The following is a 20023-nucleotide window of genomic DNA, read 5'->3' on the forward strand; positions in this document are numbered from 1 at the left end:
AGGCTCCTCACGCAGGCGTGAGACCGGCCCTCACCCCGCCACGCTGCGCTTCAGCCCCAGATGCGCCGCCAGGCCGCCCATGCCGGCCAGCGCGATCAGCACGCCCATCGCAAGCGCGGAGGTGCCGCCGAAGGCGCCGAGCACCGCACCCACCACCGCGCCGACGCCGAATTGCAGCGTGCCCATCAGTGCCGAGGCACTGCCCGCCATCCGCCCCATCGGCGCCATGGCCAGGGCCGAGGAGAGCGGCAGCACGGAGCCCATCAGCGCGAGATACAGGAAGAAGGCCGCCAGCAGTGGCACCAGCCCGCCGCTCAGCACCGCGAGCACCACGCCGAGGCCCGCCAGCGCCAGCAGCACCAGCCCGGCCACCAGCAGCCGCGCCGGCTGGCCGCGGCGCACGAGGCGACTGATGATCTGGCTCGCCAGGATCAACCCGAAGGCATTCGCGCCGAAGGCCATGCCGTATTCCACCGGCCCAAGCCCATGCACCTGCATCAGCAGGTTCGGTGAGCCGACGAGATAGGCGAACAGCCCCGCCATCGGCAGCGCGCCGGCCAGGGCATGCGACAGGAAGCGGCGGTCGCGCAGCAGCTGGAGATAGACCAGCATCACCTGGCCCAGCCCATCCCGGCGTCGCTGCTCCGGCGGCAGGCTCTCCGGCAGCCAGCGCACCATCACCAGCAGCGCCAGGCCGCCATAGATCGCGAGGAACCAGAAGATGGCGCGCCAGCCCAGCGCCGCCAGCAGCCAGCCGCCCAGCATCGGCGCCAGGATCGGCGCCGCGCCCATGGCCAGCATCAGCATGGACATCATGCGCACCGCGCCGCGCTCATCGCACAGGTCGCGCACCACGGCCCGCGCCACCACCACGCCGACGCAGCCGCCCAGCGCCTGCGCCAGCCGCAGCGCGACCAGCGCATCGGCGGAGCTCGCCAGGGCGCAGCCGATGGAGGCCAGGGTGAAGACCACCATGCCGATCATCAGCGGCCGCCGCCGCCCGAGCCGGTCCGACAGCGGCCCATAGACCAGCTGCCCGGCGGCCATGCCGAGCAGGAAGACGGCCAGCGTGCGCTGGATGGCGGCGGGGCTGGCGGCGAGTTCGGTGCCCATCGCCGGGAAGGCGGGCAGGTACATGTCCACGCCCAGCGGCCCCAGCGCGGTGAGCGCACCAAGGAGGGCGGCGAGGCGCCTGTAGTGTTCAGGCATCGGGGAGGTCGGCCTTGCTGCTATGCAGCATTTGCCTAGACCCGCGCCCCCGGCCGCGTCCAGCGCGCGATCCGGCGGGACGGCCATGCGCGAGGCTGGAACCTGGCACCGCTTAGCCAGGCAAAGCGCCGCCCCGGCGTGGCGGTGGCGAGGTTGCGCGCGGCGCGAAGCCGTGTGTAGCCTTCCCTCGCGCAGCCGCCGGCAAAGGGGCGCGCGGGGGAAGCGGAAAAAAAGCATGGCAACGGTCTCGGTGCGGCAGGCGCTCAAATCCTTCGGCACCACCCGCATCCTGCACGGCGTCGATGTGGAGATCGCGGATGGCGAATTCGTCGTCCTGGTCGGCCCATCCGGCTGCGGCAAGTCCACGCTTCTGCGGATGATCGCGGGGCTCGAGAACATCACCGGCGGCGAGATCGCGATCGACGGGCGCGTGGTGAACAACGTGCCGCCGAAGGACCGGGACATCGCCATGGTGTTCCAGAACTACGCGCTCTATCCGCATATGACGGTGCGGCAGAACATGGCTTTCTCGATGAAGCTGGCCAAGGCGCCGCCTGCCGTCATGGAGGAAGAGGTCCAGCGCGCCGCAAAGATCCTCGGCCTGGATGCGCTGCTGGACCGCTATCCGCGCCAGCTTTCGGGCGGCCAGCGGCAGCGGGTTGCCATGGGCCGCGCCATCGTGCGGCATCCGCAGGTCTTCCTGTTCGACGAGCCGCTGTCCAACCTGGATGCCAAGCTGCGCGTGCAGATGCGCTCCGAGATCCGGGAGCTGCAGCAGCGGCTGGGCACCACCACCATCTACGTCACGCATGACCAGATCGAGGCCATGACCATGGCCGACCAGATCGTGGTGATGCATGGCGGGCGGATCGAGCAGGCCGGCGCGCCGCTGGCGCTCTATGACAAGCCGGCCAATCTCTTCGTCGCGGGCTTCATCGGCAGCCCGGCCATGAACCTGCTGCCCGGCACCGTCACGCCGCAGGGCTTTCGCACGGATGGCGGCGCGCTGCTGCCGCTGCCGCCTGGCGCGCCGGCCCATGCCGCCACCTACGGCATCCGGCCGGAGCATCTGCACCTGGCCGATGACGGGGTGGAGGGCAGCATCGTGCTGATCGAGCCCACGGGATCCGAGACGCAGGTGACGCTGCGTATCGGCGAGACGGTGCTGACCGGTGCCTTCCGCGAACGCGTCCAGGGCCGCCCGGGCGACCGGCTGCGCGTCGCACCCGACCTCTCTTTGGTCCATCTCTTCGGTCCCGATGGAGGCCGCCTGCCGAGTTGAGACGCCCAAAAGTCAAACAAGGAGGAAACAAGAAGAATGACCCATCTCATCACCCGCCGCGCGGCGCTGGCGCTGACCGGCTCCGCCCTCGCCGCCGGCCAGGCCGGGGCGCAATCCATCCCCACCCAGCCGGCGCCGCCGCTGAACCTGCCCGTCGAACGCGGCGCCACGCTGCGCATGCTGCGCCCGGTGCGCTTCGTGCAGCCGGATGAGGAGGTGTTCCGCGCCAATTGCGCGCGCTTCACGCAGCAGACCGGGGTCGAGGTGCGCGTCGACTTCGTGGGCTGGGAGGACATCACCCAGCAGACCGCGGTCACCGCCAATACCGGCGCCGGCCCCGACCTGATCATCGGCTTCAATGAGGCGCCGCATATCTATTCGGACAAGCTGGTCGAGCTGTCGGATGTCGCGGGTTATATCGGCACCAAGTACGGCGGCTGGAAGGCGATGGCGCAGCGCTACGGCAAGCGCGCCGGCGGCGATGCCTGGATCGGCCTGCCATTCGGCTCCTCCGGCGGTCCCCTCGTCTGGCGCAAATCCTCGGTGAACGCGGCGGGCTTCGAGCGGCCGCCGGAGGATCATGCCGGCTTCCTGCGGCTGTGCCAGGCGCTGAAGGCGGCGGGCAAGCCGGCGGGCTTCGCGCTGGGCAATGCGGTAGGCGATGGCAACGGCTTCGCGCAGTGGCTGGTCTGGTCCTTCGGCGGCTATCTGGTGGACGAGAACAACGAGGTCGCGATCAACAGCCGCGAGACCATCGCCTCGCTGGAATACCTGAAGGAGCTCTATGCCACCTTCATCCCCGGTACGATCGCCTGGGGCGATATCAGCAACAACCGCGCCTATTCCGCCGGCGAATGCCACCTGACGGCCAATGGCGTCTCGCTGTATTTCTCCATGAAGAACGATGCGGCGCTGCGGCCCATCGCGGATGACACGGAACATTCGCTGATGCCGCTTGGCCTGCAGCAGACCTCGCCCATGGCGGGGCTGACGCTGAATGCGATGGTCTTCCGGCACAGCCGCTTCCCCAATGCCGCCAAGGCCCTGCTCGCCTTCCTGCTGGAGACGGAGCAGTACGACCCCTGGCTGCAGGCGAATCTCGGCTACTGGTCGCAGCCGCTGAACGCCTATTCCAACAGCGCGGTCTGGACCTCGGATCCCAAGGTCTCGGTGTTCAAGAACGTCATGGATACGACCTTCTACGCCGGCTACAAGGGCCCGATCAGCCAGGCCTCCGCCGCCGCGAATGCCGACTACGTCATGGTGCAGATGTGCGCCTCCGTCGCCTCGGGCCAGGCGACGCCGCAGCAGGCGGTGGCTGAGGCCGAGCGCCGCGCCCGCCGCTTCTTCCGCTCCCGCCGCTGATCCCCGGCCCTGGCGCCCGCCTCGCGCGGGCGCCAGGGCCCAATACGGGAATTCGCCATGTCCGCGACAACCGCCGCGCCGGTCTGGACCAAGATGCGCCCGAAGCAGGGCGCGCTCTCGCGGTTGTTCGACTGGAAGCCCTTCCTCGCCTTCGTCTGCCTGCTGCCCGCGGTCGGGCTGCTGATGACCTTCCTGACCTATCCGCTCGGCCTCGGCATCTGGCTGGCCTTCACCGACCAGACCATCGGTCGGGAGGGGGTCTGGGTCGGCATCGAGAACTTCGTCTGGCTGATGGATGACCCGATCTTCTGGAACGCGGTCTTCTACAGCGTCTTCTATACGGGCGTCGCGACGATCGGAAAATTCGGGCTGGGCCTCTGGCTGGCGCTGCTGCTGAACCAGCATGTGCCGTTCAAGTCGATGCTGCGGGCCATCATCCTGCTGCCCTGGATCGTGCCGACGGTTCTCTCCGCCATCGCCTTCTGGTGGATCTACGATCCGCAATTCTCGATCATCTCCTACATGATGATCCAGATGGGGCTGATCGACAGCAACATCGACTTCATCAATACCGCCTGGCCGGCGCGCTGGTCGCTGATCGCGGCCAATATCTGGCGCGGCATTCCCTTCGTCGCCATCTCCCTGCTCGCGGGTCTGCAGACCATCTCGCCCTCGCTCTACGAGGCGGCGCTGCTGGACGGCGCCAGCGCCTGGCAGCGCTTCCGCTACATCACCTTCCCGATGCTGCTGCCGATCCTGGCCATCGTGATGACCTTCTCCATCATCTTCACCTTCACCGATTTCCAGCTGGTCTATGCCATCACGCGCGGCGGACCGGTGAATTCGACGCATCTCTTGGCCACACTGGCCTTCCAGCGCGGCATCCAGGGCGGGCAATTGGGCGAGGGCGCGGCGATCGCCGTCTCCATGATCCCCTTCCTCGTCTTCGCCACGCTGTTCAGCTATTTCGGCCTGGCACGGCGCAAGTGGCAGCAGGGAGAGGGCAATGACTGACGCCGCCGTGGCCAATGAACCGAAGGCGACCAACGCCTCCTCCGCCCAGCCGGAGACGATGGCCTGGGACAGCAAGTCCCGCCGCTTCGTGCTGCTCTACCTGCCGCTGGCCTGCTTCCTCATCATCCTGCTGTTTCCCTTCTACTGGATGACGGTGACGGCCTTTAAACCGAACGGGGAGATGTACAACTTCGCGGAGCACAATCCCTTCTGGATCAGCTCCCCCACGCTCGACCACATCCGGCTGCTGCTGTTCAACACGGCCTATCCGAAGTGGCTGATGACGACGATGCTGGTGGCGGTCTGCTCCACCGTGCTCTCGATTTTTGCGAGCACGCTGGCCGCCTATGCCATCCAGCGGCTGCGGTTCAAGGGCAGCCAGTATGTGGGGCTGGCGATCTATCTCGCCTATCTCGTGCCGCCCTCGATCCTGTTCATCCCGCTGGCCACCATGGTCTTCCAGCTCGGCCTGTTCGACACGCCCTTCGCGCTGATCCTGACCTACCCGACCTTCCTCATTCCCTTCTGCACCTGGCTGCTGATCGGCTATTTCAAGTCGATCCCCTTCGAGCTGGAGGAATGCGCGCTGATCGACGGCGCGACGCGGCTGCAGATCCTGTGGCAGATCACGCTACCGCTGGCCGTGCCGGGCCTGATCTCGGCCGGCATCTTCAGCTTCACCCTGTCCTGGAACGAGTTCATCTATGCCCTGGCCTTCATCCAGAGCAGCGAGAACAAGACCGTGCCGGTGGCGATCCTGACGGAGCTGGTGACTGGCGATGTGTATCAGTGGGGTGCGCTGATGGCGGGGTCGCTGCTGGGGTCCCTGCCCGTCGCCATCTTCTATTCCTTCTTCGTGGACTACTACGTCTCCTCCCTCACGGGTGCCGTGAAGGAGTAGCGGCGGAACCAGCCGGCCGGAGGGGCGCTTGCATTGCGCCCTTCCGGAGACTGCCGCCATGCCGATCAAGGCCCTCGCCCTCAACTGCACGCTGAAGTCCGATACCAGCGAAACCTCCTCCACCGATGCGATGATCGCGGTGCTGAAATCCGCTTTTGCGGATCAGAAGGTCGAGGTGACGGAGACCGTCCGCGTCGCCGCGCTGAACATCAAGCCCGGCGTCAGCTCCGACGAAGGTGATGGCGATGACTGGCCCGCGTTGCGGTCAAAGATCCTGGCGCATGACATCCTGATCTTCGGCGGTCCGATCTGGATGGGACAGCCCAGCAGCGTCGCCAAGCGCGTGCTGGAGCGGATGGACGCCTTCATCTCGGAGACGGACGACAAGGGCCGCATGCCGAGCTATGGCAAGGTTGCCATCGCCGCCATCGTCGGCAACGAGGACGGCGCCCATGCCTCCGCCGCGCAGATCTTCCAGGCGCTGAACGACGTGGGCTGGACCATCCCGCCTTCGGCAAGCTGCTACTGGGTGGGCGAGGCGATGGGCGATATCGACTTCAAGGATTTGCAGAAGACGCCGGAGAAGGTGACGGAAACCGCCGAAATGCTGGCCAGCAGCGCCGCGCATCTGGCGCGGCTGCTGCAGGCCAAGCCCTTCCCCGGCGCGGAATAGACTCAGAGCTTCTGGTTCAGCGCCGCCACATAGCTGCGGTTATGCGTCGGCGTGATCCAGACCTCGTTGATGGTCACATGCTTCGGCAGGCAGGCGATGTAGCGCACCAGGTCGCCGACATCGGCGGATTGCACCATCTTCGCGCGCTCCTCCGCGCTCACGGGATTCGGGCGCTTGTCGAGGATGGGCGTGGCCACCTCCCCCGGCAGCAGGGCGCAGCTGCGGATGCCGTTGACGCATTCCTCCATGTTGATCGTGTGGCTCATCGCCACCACGCCGTGCTTGGCCGCGGTATAACCGGCGCCGGAGAGCATGGAGATATTGCGCCCGGCCATGGAGGCGGTGTGGATCAGCACGCCGTCCTTCTGCTTCCGCATCAGCGGCAGCGCCACCGTCACCGCATAGAAGGCGGAGGCGAGGTTGCCACGCACCAGCTCATCCACCCCGTCCGTGTCCAGCACCGCCCAGCGGCGCTGCGTGATGTTCAGCCCGGCATTGTTCACCAGGATGTCGAGCCGCCCGAATTTCTCGGCCAGGAAAGCGCCCACCGCCTTCACGGCCGCGGCATCCATCATATCGGCGGGCTGTACATGGGCCGTGCCGCCTTGGGCCTTGATGCGCGCCGCCACATCCTGCAGCGGCGCGCTGCGGCGGCCGGTCAGCACCAGTTCCGCGCCTTCTTCGGCCAGCGCCAGCGCCGCGGCTTCCCCGATGCCGCTGCCCGCCCCGGTGACCCAGGCGACCTTGCCCGTCAAACGCGCCATTTTCGCTTCTCCCTTGTCGTGGACGCAGGCTAGCAGCGCGCCACGCGCTTGTCGGCCCCCCCGCAGCGGATGCAAGCTGCGGGCAATCAAAAGGGGAAACGCAGAATGTCCAAGCCCAGAATCCTGACGCCCGCAGGTGCCTCCTTCACCACGCATGGTGGCGGCTATGCGCTGGAGATGGAGGCGCTGGAACGGCTCGGCGCCGAGATCGTGGAATGCCCGGCGACGGAGGAGGGTTTCATCGCCGCGGCGCCGGAGGCCGATGCGGTCTATGCCAAGGGCATGCGCTTCTCCGCGCCCATGATCCAGGCGCTGACCAAGGCCAAGGTCATCACCTGCGCCACCGTGGGCGTGGACTATGTCGATGTGGTCGCCGCCACCGCGCAGGGCATCGCCGTGACCAATTGCCCCGACACCTTCATCGAGGAGGTGGCCGACCACGCCATGATGCTGCTGCTGGCGACGCATCGCCGCTGCATCGAGCAGGACCGCATGGTGCGCGAGGGCCGCTGGGCGGAAGGCCGCCCACAGCTTTCCACCGTGCCGCGGCTGATGGGCCAGACGCTGGGCTTCGTCGCCTTCGGCCGCGTCGCCCGCCTGGTCGCCCTGCGCGCCAAGGCATTCGGGCTGCGCATGATGGCCTACGACCCCTTCGTGGATGAGCTGACCATGAGCGCGCTCGGCGTGGTGCCCGCCAGCCTGGACGAGGTGCTGACGCAATCCGATTTCATCTCGATGCACGCACCGGCCACGCCGGATACCGGCCATATGCTGACCACGCGGCATTTCGCGAAAATGAAGTCCAACGCCATCTTCATCAACACCGGCCGCGGACCGACGGTGGACGAGGCGGCGCTGATCGCGGCGTTGCAGTCGAAGCGCATTGCCGGCGCCGGCCTCGACGTGTTCGAGGTCGAGCCGGTGAAGCCGGACAATCCGCTGCTGAAGATGCCCCACGTCATCCTCTCGCCGCACAATGCCAGCGCCTCCGCCCGTTTCGATGAAGCGCGCAAGCGGCGGGCGGGGCAGGAGCTGGCGCTGGTGCTCTCGGGCCGCTGGCCGATGTCCTGCGTGAATCCCACGGTGCTGCCGGGCTCCGGACTGCGCCGCTGGCAGCCCTATGCGATGGAGCGTGGGCCCAACAGCTGAGCCCCCCGGTTCCCCCTCGGCGGCCCCTGTGGCACCTTCCGCGCCAAGATCCCTAGGAGACGCGCATGTATCCCGATACCCAGCTTTTCATCGACGGCACCTGGCGCGCCGCCCGCGGCGGCCGCAGCCTGCCCGTGCTGAACCCGGCCACCGAGGAAGTCATCGGCCAGGTCGCCCATGCCACCACGGATGACCTGGACGAGGCGCTGGAAGCCGCCGCCCGCGGCTTCGCCGTGTGGAAGAAGGTCTCGGCCTTCGATCGCTCCAAGCTGATGCGCAAGGCCGCCGATATCTTCCGCTCCCGCGCCGATGCCACCGCGCAGATGATGACGCTGGAGCAGGGCAAGCCGCTCGCCGAGGCGAAGATGGAGGTGATGGCGGCTGCCGACATCATTGACTGGTTCGCCGAGGAAGCCCGCCGCGCCTATGGCCGCGTCATCCCGGCGCGGGCCGAGGGTGTCTACCAGCTGGTGGTGAAGGAGCCGGTCGGCCCCGTCGCCGCCTTCACGCCCTGGAACTTCCCGATCAACCAGGTCGTCCGCAAGCTGTCGGCCGCGCTGGCCACCGGCTGCTCCATCATCGTCAAGGCGCCGGAGGAGACCCCGGCTTCGCCTGCCGAGCTGATCCGCGCCTTCGCCGATGCTGGCCTGCCCAAGGGCGTGGCCAACCTCGTCTATGGCGTGCCGGCCGAGATCAGCGAATACCTCATTCCGCACCCCGTCATCCGCAAGGTGACCTTCACGGGCTCCACCCCGATCGGCAAGATGCTCTCGGCCCTGGCCGGGCAGCACATGAAGCGCGTGACGATGGAACTCGGCGGCCATGCGCCGGCGATCGTCTTCGACGATGCGGATCTGGAGCTGGCGGCGAAGACCCTGGCGAGCGCGAAATTCCGCAATGCGGGACAGGTCTGCGTCTCCCCCACCCGCTTCCTGGTGCAGCAGAAGTCCTACCCGGAATTCGTCGAGCGCTTCACCGCCCATGCCAAGGCGCTGAAGGTCGGCGCCGGCATGGATCCGGACAGCCAGATGGGCCCGCTGGCGCATGAGCGGCGCGTGCCCTGGGTGGAGGGCCTGGTGGCCGATGCGCGGCAGCGCGGCGCCGAGGTCCACACGGGCGGCGAGCGGATCGGCAACAAGGGCTATTTCTACCAGCCGACCGTGCTGACCGGCGTCGGCCGCGATGCGCGCATGATGAACGAGGAGCCCTTCGGCCCCGTCGCCATGATCGCGCCCTTCGGCGAGCTGGAGGAGGTGGTGGAGGAAGCCAACCGCCTGCCCTTCGGCCTCGCCTCCTACGCCTTCACCCGCAGCGCCAAGACGGCCAATGCTATCGCGGCGCGGGTCGAATCGGGCATGATGACCATCAACCACCTGGGCCTCGCGCTGCCGGAAGTGCCCTTCGGCGGCATGAAGGACAGCGGCTATGGCTCCGAGGGCGGGTCGGAGGCGATCGAGGCCTATCTGAACACCAAGTTCGTCAGCCAGGCGGGCCTCTGACAAACAGAAAAGGGCACCGGATGTCGCCATCCGGTGCCCCCTGGCAGGTTATCCGGGCGCCTTGCGGCCCGGATGGATCAGGCCTTGGCCTTGCGCTTGGCCTTCTTCACGCCCGCCAGCGCCGATTCCTTCAGCGCCTTGCTGGCCTTGAAGCGCACCGTCGCGCCGGCCTTCACCGCCACCTTCTCACCCGTGCGGGGGTTCAGCGCGGTGCGCTTGGCCGTCTCCCGCACGCTGAAGGCGCCGAAGTCGGGGATGGTGAAGCGCCCGGACTGGACGATCTCCCCCTTGATGGCCGCGATGATGTCGGCGGCGAGCTTGCCGGCGGCGTTCGCCGGCATCTCGGTGGACTTCACGATGACGTCCGTCAGAAACTTCTTCGACATGCACTGGCTCCTTGCGAGACCGGTCGCATAGCCGGAACCGCCGCGAATGTCAGCGTATGATTCGCGGGAAGCTGCATGTTTCAGTTGTCGCAGTGTTTCAGCGGATCCGCTCGAAGACGGCCACCGGCAGGTCGCGCAAGGCTTCAGACGGCATTAACCTTCCCTGTGGACGGATCACCTGACCGGTCAACAGGTCCCGCCATTCGGCCTCCGTGCCCGGCCATTCCAGGCTGCTGTCCTGCCAGTCCGGCCGCGGCGCGAATCGTGCTGCGACAAGGCGAATCTCCGATTCGCCATGCTGCCGCGCGAAGCCCAGAAGCTGCCGCGCTGCGGGGCCGGAGGCGGTGAGCGGCCGGTAGTCGCCACTGGCATAAAGCGCCGGCTGCGCGGCCCGATGCGCCAGCAGGGTGGCGGTCAGGGCCAGCTTCAGCCGGCCGTCGCGCCAGCCCTCCGCCATGGCGCGCCAGGCGCCGGCGCGGTCCTGCGCCAGGGCCGCCGTCACCGACTCCAGCGCCGAGTCGCGCGCGGCATAATCCACCGGGCGCCGGTTGTCCGGGTCCACCAGGCTGAGGTCCCAGGATTCGGTGCCCTGGTAGATGTCCGGCATGCCCGGCAGGGTCAGCTTCAGCGCCGTCTGCACCAGGCTGAGATCGAGGCCGAGCCGCGCCACCCTGTGCTGGAAGGGCAGGAAGGCCGAAAGAAAGTCCTGGCTCTCCAGCGCCCGCCGGACGAAGCCCAGCATCGCCGCCTCATATCCGGCATTGGGTGCGGCCCAGTTGGAATGGCGCTTGGCCTCCCGCATGGACTTGGTCATGGCGCCTTCCAGCCGCGCGCCCAGTTCCGCCTCCGCACCCTGGCCCCCCCCTTGGACCGGCCAGACGCCGAGCAGCAGCTGGTAGAAGAGGTATTCGTCGTTGCGGTCCGGCGGCCCCTGGTCCTGCCGCAGGATGGCGGACCAGTTGCGCACCTGGCGCGACCATTCCTCCGGCATGCTGGCCAGCACCGCCAGCCGCGCCCGGGTATCCTCGCCGCGCTTGGTGTCGTGGGTGGAGGTGGAGAGCATCGCCTGGGGCCAGTGCCGCGCGCGCTCCGCATTGGCGGCGTGGAATTCCTCCGGCGAGACGCCGAAATGGTCGGGATGGCCGCCCACCTCGTTCAGCGCGGCCATGCGGTTGTAGCGGTAGAAGGCGGTGTCCTCCAGGCCCTTGGCCATGATCGGGCCGCTGTACTGCTGCACCCGCATGGCGAAGCGCTGCACCGCATGCCGGCTGAAGCCGCTGCGGGGCTCGGCCACCAGATCCGTGGTCAGCAGGCGGTGCAGGAAGTCGAAGACGCTGGGGTCGAGGTCCGGCTCCTGCCGCCGCGCCGCGGCCACCGCCTCATCGATGGCCTGCCGGTCCTCCGCCGTGGGCGGCGCGGCGGCATCGACATAGCTGCGATAGACGGTGAAGCCCGCCACCACGGCGGCCAGGCCGCGGGAGAGGATGTTCTGCGTGAAATCGGCGCTGCGCGGCGTCTGCTGCGCGATGCGCGCGGCCTCCCGCGCCAGCATCGCCAGCTCGCCGGCCATCTCGTTTCGCATGATCCGCAGCTTGCAGTCCTGCACGATGGCGTCGAAACTTTGCGCCGCCCCCGTGAATTCGGCGTAGAGGCGGGTCAGTGGTGCCTCGCCGGCAGGATCGACCAGCACGCCCACAGCAAGGTTGGCGAATTCGTAGCCCGTGGTGCCCTGCACCGGCCAATCCGCGCGCAGGGGCTCGTGGCGGGCGAGGATCTTTTCCACCACCAGGTAGAAGGGGCGTGGTGCCGCGGCGCGCAGCTGTTCCAGATAGCCCTTGGGATCGAGCAGGCCGTCCACATGGTCGATCCGCAGCCCGTCCAGCGTGCCATCGGCCAGCAGGGCGAAGACCAGGCGATGGGCATGCGCGAAAAGCTCCGGCAGCTCCATGCGCAGCCCGGCCAGCTCATTGATGTTGAAGAAGCGGCGGTAGTTGATGTCATCGGCCGCCACGCGGAAGTGGGCGGCGCGCCAGTGCTGGTCGCGGATCAGCGCATCCAATCGGGCCGGTTCCGCATTCAGCGCGGCCACCGCCTGCTCCACCTCCCGCAGCAGCGCGGGGTCCTGCGCGACCAGGCCGGCGAGTTCCGCCTGCAGGTCGCGCGCCCGGGCCACGATGCGTGGCCGCCAATCCGGCAGGCCGGCAAAGGCGTCGCCCAGGCGTTCCAGCATGGGATGCGCATCGCCCAGCACGCGGCCGTAATGCAGCGGGCAGATCGGCAGCTTGTGCGTGCCATAGGCCCAGACGGCGAAGCTGCCGGCCTCCGCATCGAAGCGCAGTGCCAGGTCGCCAGCCTCCAGCACCACGCCGTACTGGTCGCCCAGGAAGGGCACCAGCAGCCGGCCCACGCGCCAGTCGATGTCGAACCAGCCGGCATAGTCCGAGGCCTCGCCCCATTCGAGCACATCGAGCCACCAGGGATTGTCCGCCCCGCCGACGCCCATGTGGTTGGGCACGAAGTCGAGGATCTGCCCCAGCCCATGCGCCCGGAAGGCCGTGACCATGTCGCGGAAGGCCTGGGCGTCGCCCAGTTCCGGGTTCAGCGCATTGTGGTCAACGATGTCATAGCCATGCGTGCTGCCCGGCCGCGCCTTCAGATAGGGCGAGGCATAGACATGGCTGACCCCGAGCCGTGCGAGATAGGGCGCCAGCCGCGCCGCATCGGCGAAGCCGAAGCCGGCATGGAATTGCAGGCGGTAGGTGGCGCGCGGGATCACGGCGTCGGTCATGCGGTTTCCTCGATGGACCAGCGGACGGTCCAGGGGCCGAGGCCCTGCGCGGCCCCCGCCCGCCAGATCACGCGGCCGGCCTCGGCAGGTTCGGGCAGTTCGGTGGCGGAGAGATTGGCGGCGAGGTGCAGCTTGCCGCCGCGATGCAGCGCCCAGGTGATCTCGACCGCGCCCTCGCCCAGCACCCGGCGGACCCCGCCGCGGCGGATGCCGGACAGGTGCGGGATGATCTCGGCGTGGCGCACGGCGAGGATGGCGCGGTGCCACTCCAGCGCCTCGGCATGCGCAGGCCGCGCCAGCTCGTCCCAGCGCAGTTTCGCCGAGGCGAAGGTGGCCTCCGCCAGGGGGTCCGGTATGCGTTCCCGGCTTTCCGGATCAGCAAATTCGGGGAATCGAGAAAATTCCGCGCGGCGCCCTTCGCGCACGGCATCGGCCAGGTCGGGCCCGAAGTCGCAGAAGAAGGGGAAGGGCTGCGCGGCGGACCATTCCTCGCCCATGAAGAGCATCGGCACCTGCGGCAGCAGCAGCGCCACGGCGCCGACGGCGCGCAGCGCGGGAAGCGGCGCGATCTGCGACAGGCGATCGCCGAAGGCGCGGTTGCCGATCTGGTCGTGGTTCTGCAGGAAAGCGATGAAGGCGGCGGGCGGCAGGGCCGCGCTGGCCTCGCCGCGCGGATGGCCGCGATAGGGCATCATCTGGCCCTGGAAGCCGAAACCCTCGGCCAGGGTGCGGGCGAGAAGTTCGGTGTCGCCCTGGTAGTCGGCATAATAGCCGCTGCGCTCGCCGGTCGCCGCGACATGCAGCACATGATGCGCATCGTCGTTCCACTGCGCCGTGTAGTGCAGGGGCCGGCCGCGGGCGTCGCGCTGCAGCCGGCGCGCCTCGTTCTCCTCATTCTCCAGCACCAGATGCACCGGCCGGTCCGGCACGGCGGCGCGCACGCGCTCCGCCAATTCCTCCAGCAGGTGGCGCGGGCTGTCGTCGAGGATGGCATGCACGGCATCCAGCCGCAGCCCGTCGAGGTGGAATTCCTCGATCCAGTAGAGCGCGTTGTGGATGAAGTATTCCCGCACCGGCTCGGACTCGGCCCCGTCGAAGTTCAACGCGGCGCCCCAGGGGGTCTTGTGGCGATGCGTGAAGGCCTGCGGCGCGATGGCGTGCAGATAGGCGCCCTCCGGCCCGAAGTGGTTGTAGACCACGTCGAGCATGACCATCAGCCCATGGCCATGCGCGGCCTGCACCAGCGCCTTCAGGTCCTCCGGCCGGCCGTAGCTGCCATCCGGGGCATAGGGCAGCACGCCGTCATAACCCCAGTTCCGGCCGCCCGGGAAATCCGCCACCGGCATGATCTGGAGGGCGGTGACGCCGAGTGCCGCCAGATGCGGCAGGCGCGCGATCGCGGCCGCGAATGTGCCTTCCGGCGTGAAGCTGCCGATGTGCAATTCATACAGCACCGCCTCCGCCCAGGGGCGGCCGCGCCAGCCGGCATCGGTCCAGTGATGCGCGGCGGGGTCGATCACCTCGCTCGGCCCGTGCACATCCTTCGGCTGGTGGCGGGAGGCCGGGTCCGGCACGCGCAGCCCGTCCGGCAACACGAAGCGATAGCGGCTGCCCGCCCGCGCCGCGCGCGTCGCCAGCGCATGCCAGCCGCCCTCCTCCCGCCGCATGGGCAGCGGTTCGGCGCCGTCGATCTCCAGCCGCACCTGCGCATGGGTCGGCGCCCAGAGGCGGAACAGCACGGCGCCATCCGGCTGCACCGATGCGCCGAAGGGCATGGAGTGGGCACGCGTCACGCTGGGGCTGGTCATGCCCCGGGAAACCGGCAGAGGGTGCCTTCGTTCCATCCGCAGGCGAAAAATTCCTCTGCTGCGCCGCGGGAACGCGGCGCGGCCAGGAATGTTGTGCAGCCGCCGGTTCCGTCTCGGGCCCGGCTGTTCCGAGGGGGCTTGAGATGCGGATACGGCCAGTGAATGAGGCGCCCCAGGTCATGCGGCCTTCGCGCATCCGCGAAGGCTCTCCCTTCCCGCTCGGCGCCAGCTGGGACGGGCTGGGCGTGAACTTCGCCCTCTTCTCCGCCAATGCCACGAAGGTGGAGCTGTGCCTCTACGACGATGCTGGCGAGACCGAGCTTGAGCGCATCGCGCTACCCGAATACACCGACGAGGTCTGGCACGGCTACCTGCCGGATGCGCGGCCCGGCACCATCTACGGCTATCGCGTGCACGGGCCGCATGCGCCGGAAGCCGGCCACCGCTTCAATCCGAACAAGCTGCTGATCGACCCCTATGCGCGCGCCATCGTCGGCGACCTGACCTGGGGCCCGGAATGCTTCGGCTATGAGCTGGAAACCGGCGACGACCTGACCTTCGACACGCGCGACAGCGGCCCGCTGATGCCGAAATGCCGCGTCATCGACCCCGCCTTCACCTGGGGCCGCGAACGCAGCCCCGCCGTGCCCTGGGACCGCACCGTGGTCTACGAGACCCATGTGAAGGGCCTGACCAAGCTGCACCCGGCGCTGCCCGAGGATCTGCGCGGCACCTATGCCGGCCTCGCCTCCAGGGAGGTGGTGGACTACCTGCGCGGCCTCGGCGTGACCTCGGTCGAGCTGCTGCCGGTGCATACCTTCCTGAATGACCAGTTCCTGCTGGATAAGGGCCTCACCAACTACTGGGGCTACAACACCATCTCCTTCTTCGCCCCGGCGCGGCGCTATGCGCGCAACCGGGAATTCGCCTTCTCCGAATTCAAGGAGATGGTCGCGCGGCTGCATGATGGCGGGCTCGAGGTGATCCTGGACGTCGTCTACAACCACACGGCGGAGGGCAATGAGCGCGGCCCGATGCTGTCCTTCAAGGGCATCGACAATGCCAGCTACTACCGCCTGCTGAAGGACCAGCCGCGCTACTACATCAATGACACCGGCACCGGGAACACGCTCAACCTGTCGCATCCCCGCGTGCTGCAGATGGTGAATGACAGCCTGCGCTACTGGGCGACCGAGATGCGAGTCGACGGCTTCCGGTTCGACCTGGCGACGATTCTCGGCCGCGAGGATCACGGCTTCGACGAAGGCGGCGGCTTTCTGGACAGCTGCCGGCAGGACCCCGTCCTGTCCCGCGTGAAGCTGATCGCGGAGCCCTGGGATTGCGGGCCGGGCGGCTACCAGGTGGGCGGCTTCCCGCCCGGCTGGGCGGAGTGGAACGACCGCTTCCGCGACACGGTCCGCGCCTTCTGGAAGGGCGATGAGGGGCAGTCCTCGGATGTCGCGGCGCGGCTCACCGCCTCCGCGGATCTCTTCGAACGCCGTGGCCGCAAGCCCTGGGCCAGCGTGAACTTCATCACGGCGCATGACGGGTTCACGCTGCACGACCTGGTCAGCTACAACGACAAGCACAACGAGGCGAATGGCGAGGGCGGCCAGGACGGCCATGCCCACAACATCTCCTGGAACCACGGCGCCGAGGGGCCGACTGACGACCCCGAGATCAATGCGCTGCGCGAACGCCAGAAGCGCAACATGCTGGCCACCCTGCTGCTGTCGCAGGGCACGCCGATGCTGCTGTCCGGCGACGAGTTCGGCCGCAGCCAGCAGGGCAACAACAATGTCTATTGCCAGGACAACGAGCTGTCCTGGGTGAACTGGGCCGGCATCGATGCCGCCGGCCGCGACCTGGCCGCCTTCACCCGCAAGCTGATCGCGCTGCGCCATAACTTCCCCGTCCTGCGCCGCGCGCGCTTCCTGAATGGCGGGGTGGATGAGGAGCTGGGCATCAAGGATGTCACCTGGCTGACGCCCTCCGGCACCGAGATGGAGGACGGGCATTGGGACGATCCCAATGCGCGCTGCTTCGGCATGCTGCTGGATGGCCGCGCCCAGGCCACCGGCATCCGCCGCCCGGCCGGCGATGCCACGCTGCTGCTGGTGCTGAACGCGCATCACGACGTGGTGGAATTCGCCCTGCCGGAACCACCCGCGGGCCAGCGCTGGCTGCTGCTGGTGGATACCAACAAGCCCGATCTGGACGAGCCGGAACCCTTCGAATTCGGCCACCCCTATCTGGTGACCGGCCGTTCGCTGCTGCTTTTGGTGCTGCACCCCGAAGCCGGCGGCCGCGCCATCCTGACCGCGGCGCGCACCGCGCTGCTCGCCGGCGCCATGGCGCCGCCGATCCCGCCCGTCGCCTGAAGCACCATCCGATAACGCTGAATCAGTGTTATCGGATTTCGTGCATTGGAAATAATGACTTCCAGGGCACGATATCCGTCCGACTGGACGGATCGTGGCCTAGGCGCGCGCCTCAATCGACGAAGAGGTGCACATCCGGCGGCAGCGGAGGGGGTGCTGTGCCAAGCTGGAGGCGGTCCAAGGCCTCCAGCGCCCGCGCCACGTCGCGAAAGTCGTAGGGCTTGGCGATGCAGCCGCGCGCGCCGGTATCCTCCATCTCCTGCCGCCAGGCGGGACCATGGCCGGTGGCGTACAGAACCTGCACCCCTTCCGCCGCCAGCGCCCGCCCCACCTTCAATCCGCTGCCGCCGCCGGCCAGCTGCAGGTCCACCACGGCGAAGTCAGGATCGCATTCGGCGGCCAGGCTCAGCGCGGCGGCCTCGGTCGCCGCGGTACCGCAGACATGAAAGCCGTGGTCTTCAAGCGCCTCCCCGGTCGCCATGGCGACCAGATCCTCGTCCTCGACGACCAGCACGCGGCGCATTCCCTGCTCCGGCATCGCCCTCTCCCTCCGGTTGATCGGGGCATAACGAAACGAATCTGCCCCGGTTCCGCGGCCGGGCCGGTCAGGCCCGCAGCAGCCAGACGGAGAACATCTCCTCCGGATCCATCCAGACTTGCGCCTGGCGCCAGCCGGCCGCCTCGGCCAATTGGCGCAGGCGGTCGGGGCGGTATTTGTGGCTGCTCTCGGTATGGATGCTCTCGCCCCGGGCGAAGGTGAAGACCTTTCCGCCCAGCCGCACCTGCTGCGGGCGGCGGGAGACGAGGTGCATCTCGATGCGTTCCCGCCCCGGATTCCAGCGCGCCGCATGGGCGAAGCCATCCAGCGCGAAATCCGCCCCGGCCTCCCGGTTCAGCCGCGCCAGCAGGTTCAGGTTGAAGGCGGCGGTCACCCGGGCGCTGTCGTCATAGGCGGCTTCCAGGATCGCCACTTCCTTCACCAGGTCGGCGCCCAGCAGCATCCGCGCCCCCGGCCCCAAGGTCGCCCGGGCGCGTGCCAGGAAAGCCACCGCCTCCTCCGGCTCGAAATTGCCGATGGTGGAGCCGGAGAAGAAGCCGAGTCGCGCGGCGCTGCCGCCGGCATGGGCGGGCAGGTCGAAGGGCCGCGTGAAATCCGCCACCACCGGGCGCACCGGCAGGCCCGGGAAGGCCGCGGTGACGCGCGCGGCCACGTCCTCCAGCCATTCCGGGGCGATGTCCACGGGCAGGTACGCCACCGGCGCCTGAAGCGCGCCCAGCAGCTGCACCGCCTTGGCGCCGTCGCCGGGGCCGAATTCCACCACGGCCGCGCCAGGGCCCACCGCCTGGGCGATGTCCCGGCCGCGCTGGTCCAGGATCTGCACCTCGGTCCGCGTCGGGTAGTATTCCGGCAGGCGGGTGATCGCCTCGAACAGCCGCGTGCCCTCGGCGTCATAGAGCCATTTGCAGGGCAGCGTCTTGCGCGCGGCGGACAGGCCCGCGATGGCATCGGCCACCAGGGCCGGCTGCAGCTCCACCGCGGCGCTCATGCCGCATCCTCCGCCAGGCGGAGGCCGGTGAATTGCCAGCGCGCCTCGGGCGGGAAGAAGTTGCGGTAGCTGGCGCGGGAATGGCCGGGGGCGGTGGCCAGCGAGCCGCCGCGCAGCACCATCTGGTTCACCATGAACTTGCCGTTGTATTCGCCGACCGCGCCTTCCCAGGGGCGAAACCCCGGATAGGGGCGATAGGCGCTGCCGGTCCATTGCCAGGCGATGCCCTCGGCCTCGGCAAAACCAGGGAGGGCGGCCGCGGCTTCCCATTCCTGCTCGGTCGGCAGGCGCTTGCCGGCCCAGCGGGCGAAGGCATCCGCCTCGTACCAGGAGATGTGGCGGACCGGCGCGGCGGGGTCGATCGGGCGCGGCCCCCCCAGGCCGAATTCCAGCCAGGCCCCGTCCCGCTCCTCCCAATAGAGCGGCGCGTGCCAGTCCTGTGCCTGGCAGGCGGCCCAGCCGTCGCTCATCCAGAGCAGGGGGCGTTGATAGCCGCCCTCCGCGATGAAGGCCTGCCATTCGGCATTGGTCACCAGGCGATTGGCGATGCGATAGGGCGCCAGGTAGTGGCGATGGCGCGGCGTCTCATTGTCGAAGGCATAGCCGATGCCGTCATGGCCGATCTCGACCACGCCTTCCGGCCCCTCCAGCATGGCGGCGGCCGCGGCATCCGGCGCGGGGTCCTGCCATGCGGGGTCATAGGCCGGGCGCAGCGGGTTCAGCGACAGGGCGTGCAGCGCATCCGTCAGCAACAGCTCCTGGTGCTGTTCCTCATGCTGCAGGCCGAGCTCCACCAGGGAGGCGATCTCGGGTGTCGCGACGCCGAGCAGCCGCGCCATGCCGGCATCCACCTGGCGGCGATATTCAGCGATGGCGGCACCGTCCGGCCGTGTGATCATGCCGCGCTGCGGCCGGGCATGCCGCGGGCCGGCGGCGACGTAGTAGCTGTTGAACAGCGTCGCGTAATCCTCCTGCACACGCTGGGCACCCGGCAGATGCGGCAACAGCAGAAAAGTCTCGAAGAACCAGGTGGTATGGGCGCGATGCCATTTGGTCGGGCTGCAATCCGGCATGGATTGCACGACCTGATCCTCCGGCGAGAGCGGCGTGGCCAGTGACTCGGTCCGCGCACGGACGGAGCGATAGCGATCGAGGAGGTGCCGCGCGGCCGCGGGGCGCCCCATGGAAATCTGGTTCATGCTGTCGCGGCGCTCCCGGTTCAGCGCCAGGAACGCGGCAGGAACAGCCGGGTTGCGC

16 protein-coding genes are annotated in these 20023 nt (G+C 68.5%); 8 read left to right on the forward strand and 8 right to left on the reverse strand.

The annotated features are described in order from the left end of the window. Nucleotides 1–30: 30 nt before the first annotated feature. Complete coding sequence (locus ACTIF1_RS04805; RefSeq protein ID WP_439595242.1) at nucleotides 31–1209, reverse strand: multidrug effflux MFS transporter; 1179 nt, start codon at nucleotides 1207–1209, stop codon at nucleotides 31–33. Between the two features lie 235 nt (nucleotides 1210–1444). Between ACTIF1_RS04805 and ACTIF1_RS04810 the strand changes: the two genes are divergently transcribed. From ACTIF1_RS04810 to ACTIF1_RS04830, 5 genes are read left to right on the forward strand one after another with little or no spacing between them, the layout of a single operon-like run. After that, a complete protein-coding gene (locus tag ACTIF1_RS04810; RefSeq protein WP_439595243.1) occupies nucleotides 1445–2491 on the forward strand; it encodes an ABC transporter ATP-binding protein in 1047 nt (348 codons plus the stop codon). A 36-nt stretch (nucleotides 2492–2527) separates the two neighbouring features. Next, on the forward strand, nucleotides 2528–3856 hold the full coding sequence (locus tag ACTIF1_RS04815) for an ABC transporter substrate-binding protein (RefSeq protein WP_439595244.1): 1329 nt from the start codon (nucleotides 2528–2530) through the stop codon (nucleotides 3854–3856). 57 nt (nucleotides 3857–3913) lie between these two features. Next, a complete protein-coding gene (locus ACTIF1_RS04820) occupies nucleotides 3914–4870 on the forward strand; it encodes a carbohydrate ABC transporter permease (RefSeq protein ID WP_439595245.1) in 957 nt (318 codons plus the stop codon). After that, nucleotides 4863–5771 (forward strand): carbohydrate ABC transporter permease, encoded by a 909-nt coding sequence (locus tag ACTIF1_RS04825; RefSeq protein WP_439595246.1) that lies wholly within the window; start codon nucleotides 4863–4865, stop codon nucleotides 5769–5771. Before ACTIF1_RS04820 ends, ACTIF1_RS04825 begins: the two co-directional genes overlap by 8 nt. Before the next feature lie 58 nt (nucleotides 5772–5829). Further along, nucleotides 5830–6444 (forward strand): flavodoxin family protein, encoded by a 615-nt coding sequence (locus ACTIF1_RS04830; protein ID WP_439595247.1) that lies wholly within the window; start codon nucleotides 5830–5832, stop codon nucleotides 6442–6444. 2 nt (nucleotides 6445–6446) lie between these two features. Here ACTIF1_RS04830 and ACTIF1_RS04835 read toward each other — a convergent pair whose 3' ends face one another. Further along, nucleotides 6447–7208 carry an SDR family oxidoreductase gene (locus tag ACTIF1_RS04835; RefSeq protein ID WP_439595248.1) on the reverse strand — a complete coding sequence of 254 codons (762 nt, stop codon included), beginning with the start codon at nucleotides 7206–7208 and terminating at the stop codon, nucleotides 6447–6449. A gap of 105 nt (nucleotides 7209–7313) precedes the next feature. On the opposite strand from ACTIF1_RS04835, the gene ACTIF1_RS04840 reads away from it, so the two are divergent. Continuing rightward, on the forward strand, nucleotides 7314–8357 hold the full coding sequence (locus tag ACTIF1_RS04840; protein ID WP_439595249.1) for a C-terminal binding protein: 1044 nt from the start codon (nucleotides 7314–7316) through the stop codon (nucleotides 8355–8357). A gap of 65 nt (nucleotides 8358–8422) precedes the next feature. Beyond that, on the forward strand, nucleotides 8423–9856 hold the full coding sequence (locus ACTIF1_RS04845; protein ID WP_439595250.1) for an NAD-dependent succinate-semialdehyde dehydrogenase: 1434 nt from the start codon (nucleotides 8423–8425) through the stop codon (nucleotides 9854–9856). A 77-nt stretch (nucleotides 9857–9933) separates the two neighbouring features. Here ACTIF1_RS04845 and ACTIF1_RS04850 read toward each other — a convergent pair whose 3' ends face one another. The 3 genes from ACTIF1_RS04850 to treZ form a co-directional block, all read right to left on the reverse strand. Further along, nucleotides 9934–10242, reverse strand: coding sequence for an HU family DNA-binding protein (locus ACTIF1_RS04850; protein WP_439595251.1), 309 nt, complete (start codon nucleotides 10240–10242; stop codon nucleotides 9934–9936). 97 nt (nucleotides 10243–10339) lie between these two features. Then, a complete protein-coding gene (treY, locus tag ACTIF1_RS04855; protein ID WP_439595252.1) occupies nucleotides 10340–13030 on the reverse strand; it encodes a malto-oligosyltrehalose synthase in 2691 nt (896 codons plus the stop codon). After that, entirely contained in the window at nucleotides 13027–14838 is a 1812-nt protein-coding gene (gene treZ / locus ACTIF1_RS04860; RefSeq protein WP_439595253.1) for a malto-oligosyltrehalose trehalohydrolase, read from the reverse strand. The genes treY and treZ overlap by 4 nt, the downstream gene beginning before the upstream one ends. Nucleotides 14839–15017: 179 nt before the next feature. Between treZ and glgX the strand changes: the two genes are divergently transcribed. Continuing rightward, entirely contained in the window at nucleotides 15018–17219 is a 2202-nt protein-coding gene (glgX, locus tag ACTIF1_RS04865; protein WP_439595254.1) for a glycogen debranching protein GlgX, read from the forward strand. Between the two features lie 112 nt (nucleotides 17220–17331). Here glgX and ACTIF1_RS04870 read toward each other — a convergent pair whose 3' ends face one another. From ACTIF1_RS04870 to egtB, 3 genes are all read right to left on the reverse strand, one after another. Beyond that, nucleotides 17332–17757: a response regulator gene (locus tag ACTIF1_RS04870; RefSeq protein ID WP_439595255.1), complete on the reverse strand. Its 426-nt coding sequence runs from the start codon at nucleotides 17755–17757 to the stop codon at nucleotides 17332–17334. 67 nt (nucleotides 17758–17824) lie between these two features. Further along, nucleotides 17825–18766: an L-histidine N(alpha)-methyltransferase gene (gene egtD, locus ACTIF1_RS04875; RefSeq protein ID WP_439595256.1), complete on the reverse strand. Its 942-nt coding sequence runs from the start codon at nucleotides 18764–18766 to the stop codon at nucleotides 17825–17827. After that, on the reverse strand, nucleotides 18763–19965 hold the full coding sequence (egtB, locus tag ACTIF1_RS04880; protein ID WP_439595257.1) for an ergothioneine biosynthesis protein EgtB: 1203 nt from the start codon (nucleotides 19963–19965) through the stop codon (nucleotides 18763–18765). Before egtB ends, egtD begins: the two co-directional genes overlap by 4 nt. Between the last annotated feature and the right edge of the window lie 58 nt (nucleotides 19966–20023).

Source organism: Falsiroseomonas sp. (assembly GCF_051860665.1).
In the GTDB taxonomy this organism is placed as follows: domain Bacteria; phylum Pseudomonadota; class Alphaproteobacteria; order Acetobacterales; family Acetobacteraceae; genus Falsiroseomonas.

Excerpts from the sequence above, each read along its gene's own strand:
- ACTIF1_RS04805 (WP_439595242.1), bottom strand. The coding sequence starts at position 1,209 with ATGCCTGAACACTACAGGCGCCTCGCCGCCCTCCTTGGTGCGCTCACC.
- ACTIF1_RS04810 (WP_439595243.1), top strand. The coding sequence starts at position 1,445 with ATGGCAACGGTCTCGGTGCGGCAGGCGCTCAAATCCTTCGGCACCACC.
- ACTIF1_RS04815 (WP_439595244.1), top strand. The coding sequence starts at position 2,528 with ATGACCCATCTCATCACCCGCCGCGCGGCGCTGGCGCTGACCGGCTCC.
- ACTIF1_RS04820 (WP_439595245.1), top strand. The coding sequence starts at position 3,914 with ATGTCCGCGACAACCGCCGCGCCGGTCTGGACCAAGATGCGCCCGAAG.
- ACTIF1_RS04825 (WP_439595246.1), top strand. The coding sequence starts at position 4,863 with ATGACTGACGCCGCCGTGGCCAATGAACCGAAGGCGACCAACGCCTCC.
- ACTIF1_RS04830 (WP_439595247.1), top strand. The coding sequence starts at position 5,830 with ATGCCGATCAAGGCCCTCGCCCTCAACTGCACGCTGAAGTCCGATACC.
- ACTIF1_RS04835 (WP_439595248.1), bottom strand. The coding sequence starts at position 7,208 with ATGGCGCGTTTGACGGGCAAGGTCGCCTGGGTCACCGGGGCGGGCAGC.
- ACTIF1_RS04840 (WP_439595249.1), top strand. The coding sequence starts at position 7,314 with ATGTCCAAGCCCAGAATCCTGACGCCCGCAGGTGCCTCCTTCACCACG.
- ACTIF1_RS04845 (WP_439595250.1), top strand. The coding sequence starts at position 8,423 with ATGTATCCCGATACCCAGCTTTTCATCGACGGCACCTGGCGCGCCGCC.
- ACTIF1_RS04850 (WP_439595251.1), bottom strand. The coding sequence starts at position 10,242 with ATGTCGAAGAAGTTTCTGACGGACGTCATCGTGAAGTCCACCGAGATG.
- treY (WP_439595252.1), bottom strand. The coding sequence starts at position 13,030 with ATGACCGACGCCGTGATCCCGCGCGCCACCTACCGCCTGCAATTCCAT.
- treZ (WP_439595253.1), bottom strand. The coding sequence starts at position 14,838 with ATGACCAGCCCCAGCGTGACGCGTGCCCACTCCATGCCCTTCGGCGCA.
- glgX (WP_439595254.1), top strand. The coding sequence starts at position 15,018 with ATGCGGCCTTCGCGCATCCGCGAAGGCTCTCCCTTCCCGCTCGGCGCC.
- ACTIF1_RS04870 (WP_439595255.1), bottom strand. The coding sequence starts at position 17,757 with ATGCCGGAGCAGGGAATGCGCCGCGTGCTGGTCGTCGAGGACGAGGAT.
- egtD (WP_439595256.1), bottom strand. The coding sequence starts at position 18,766 with ATGAGCGCCGCGGTGGAGCTGCAGCCGGCCCTGGTGGCCGATGCCATC.
- egtB (WP_439595257.1), bottom strand. The coding sequence starts at position 19,965 with ATGAACCAGATTTCCATGGGGCGCCCCGCGGCCGCGCGGCACCTCCTC.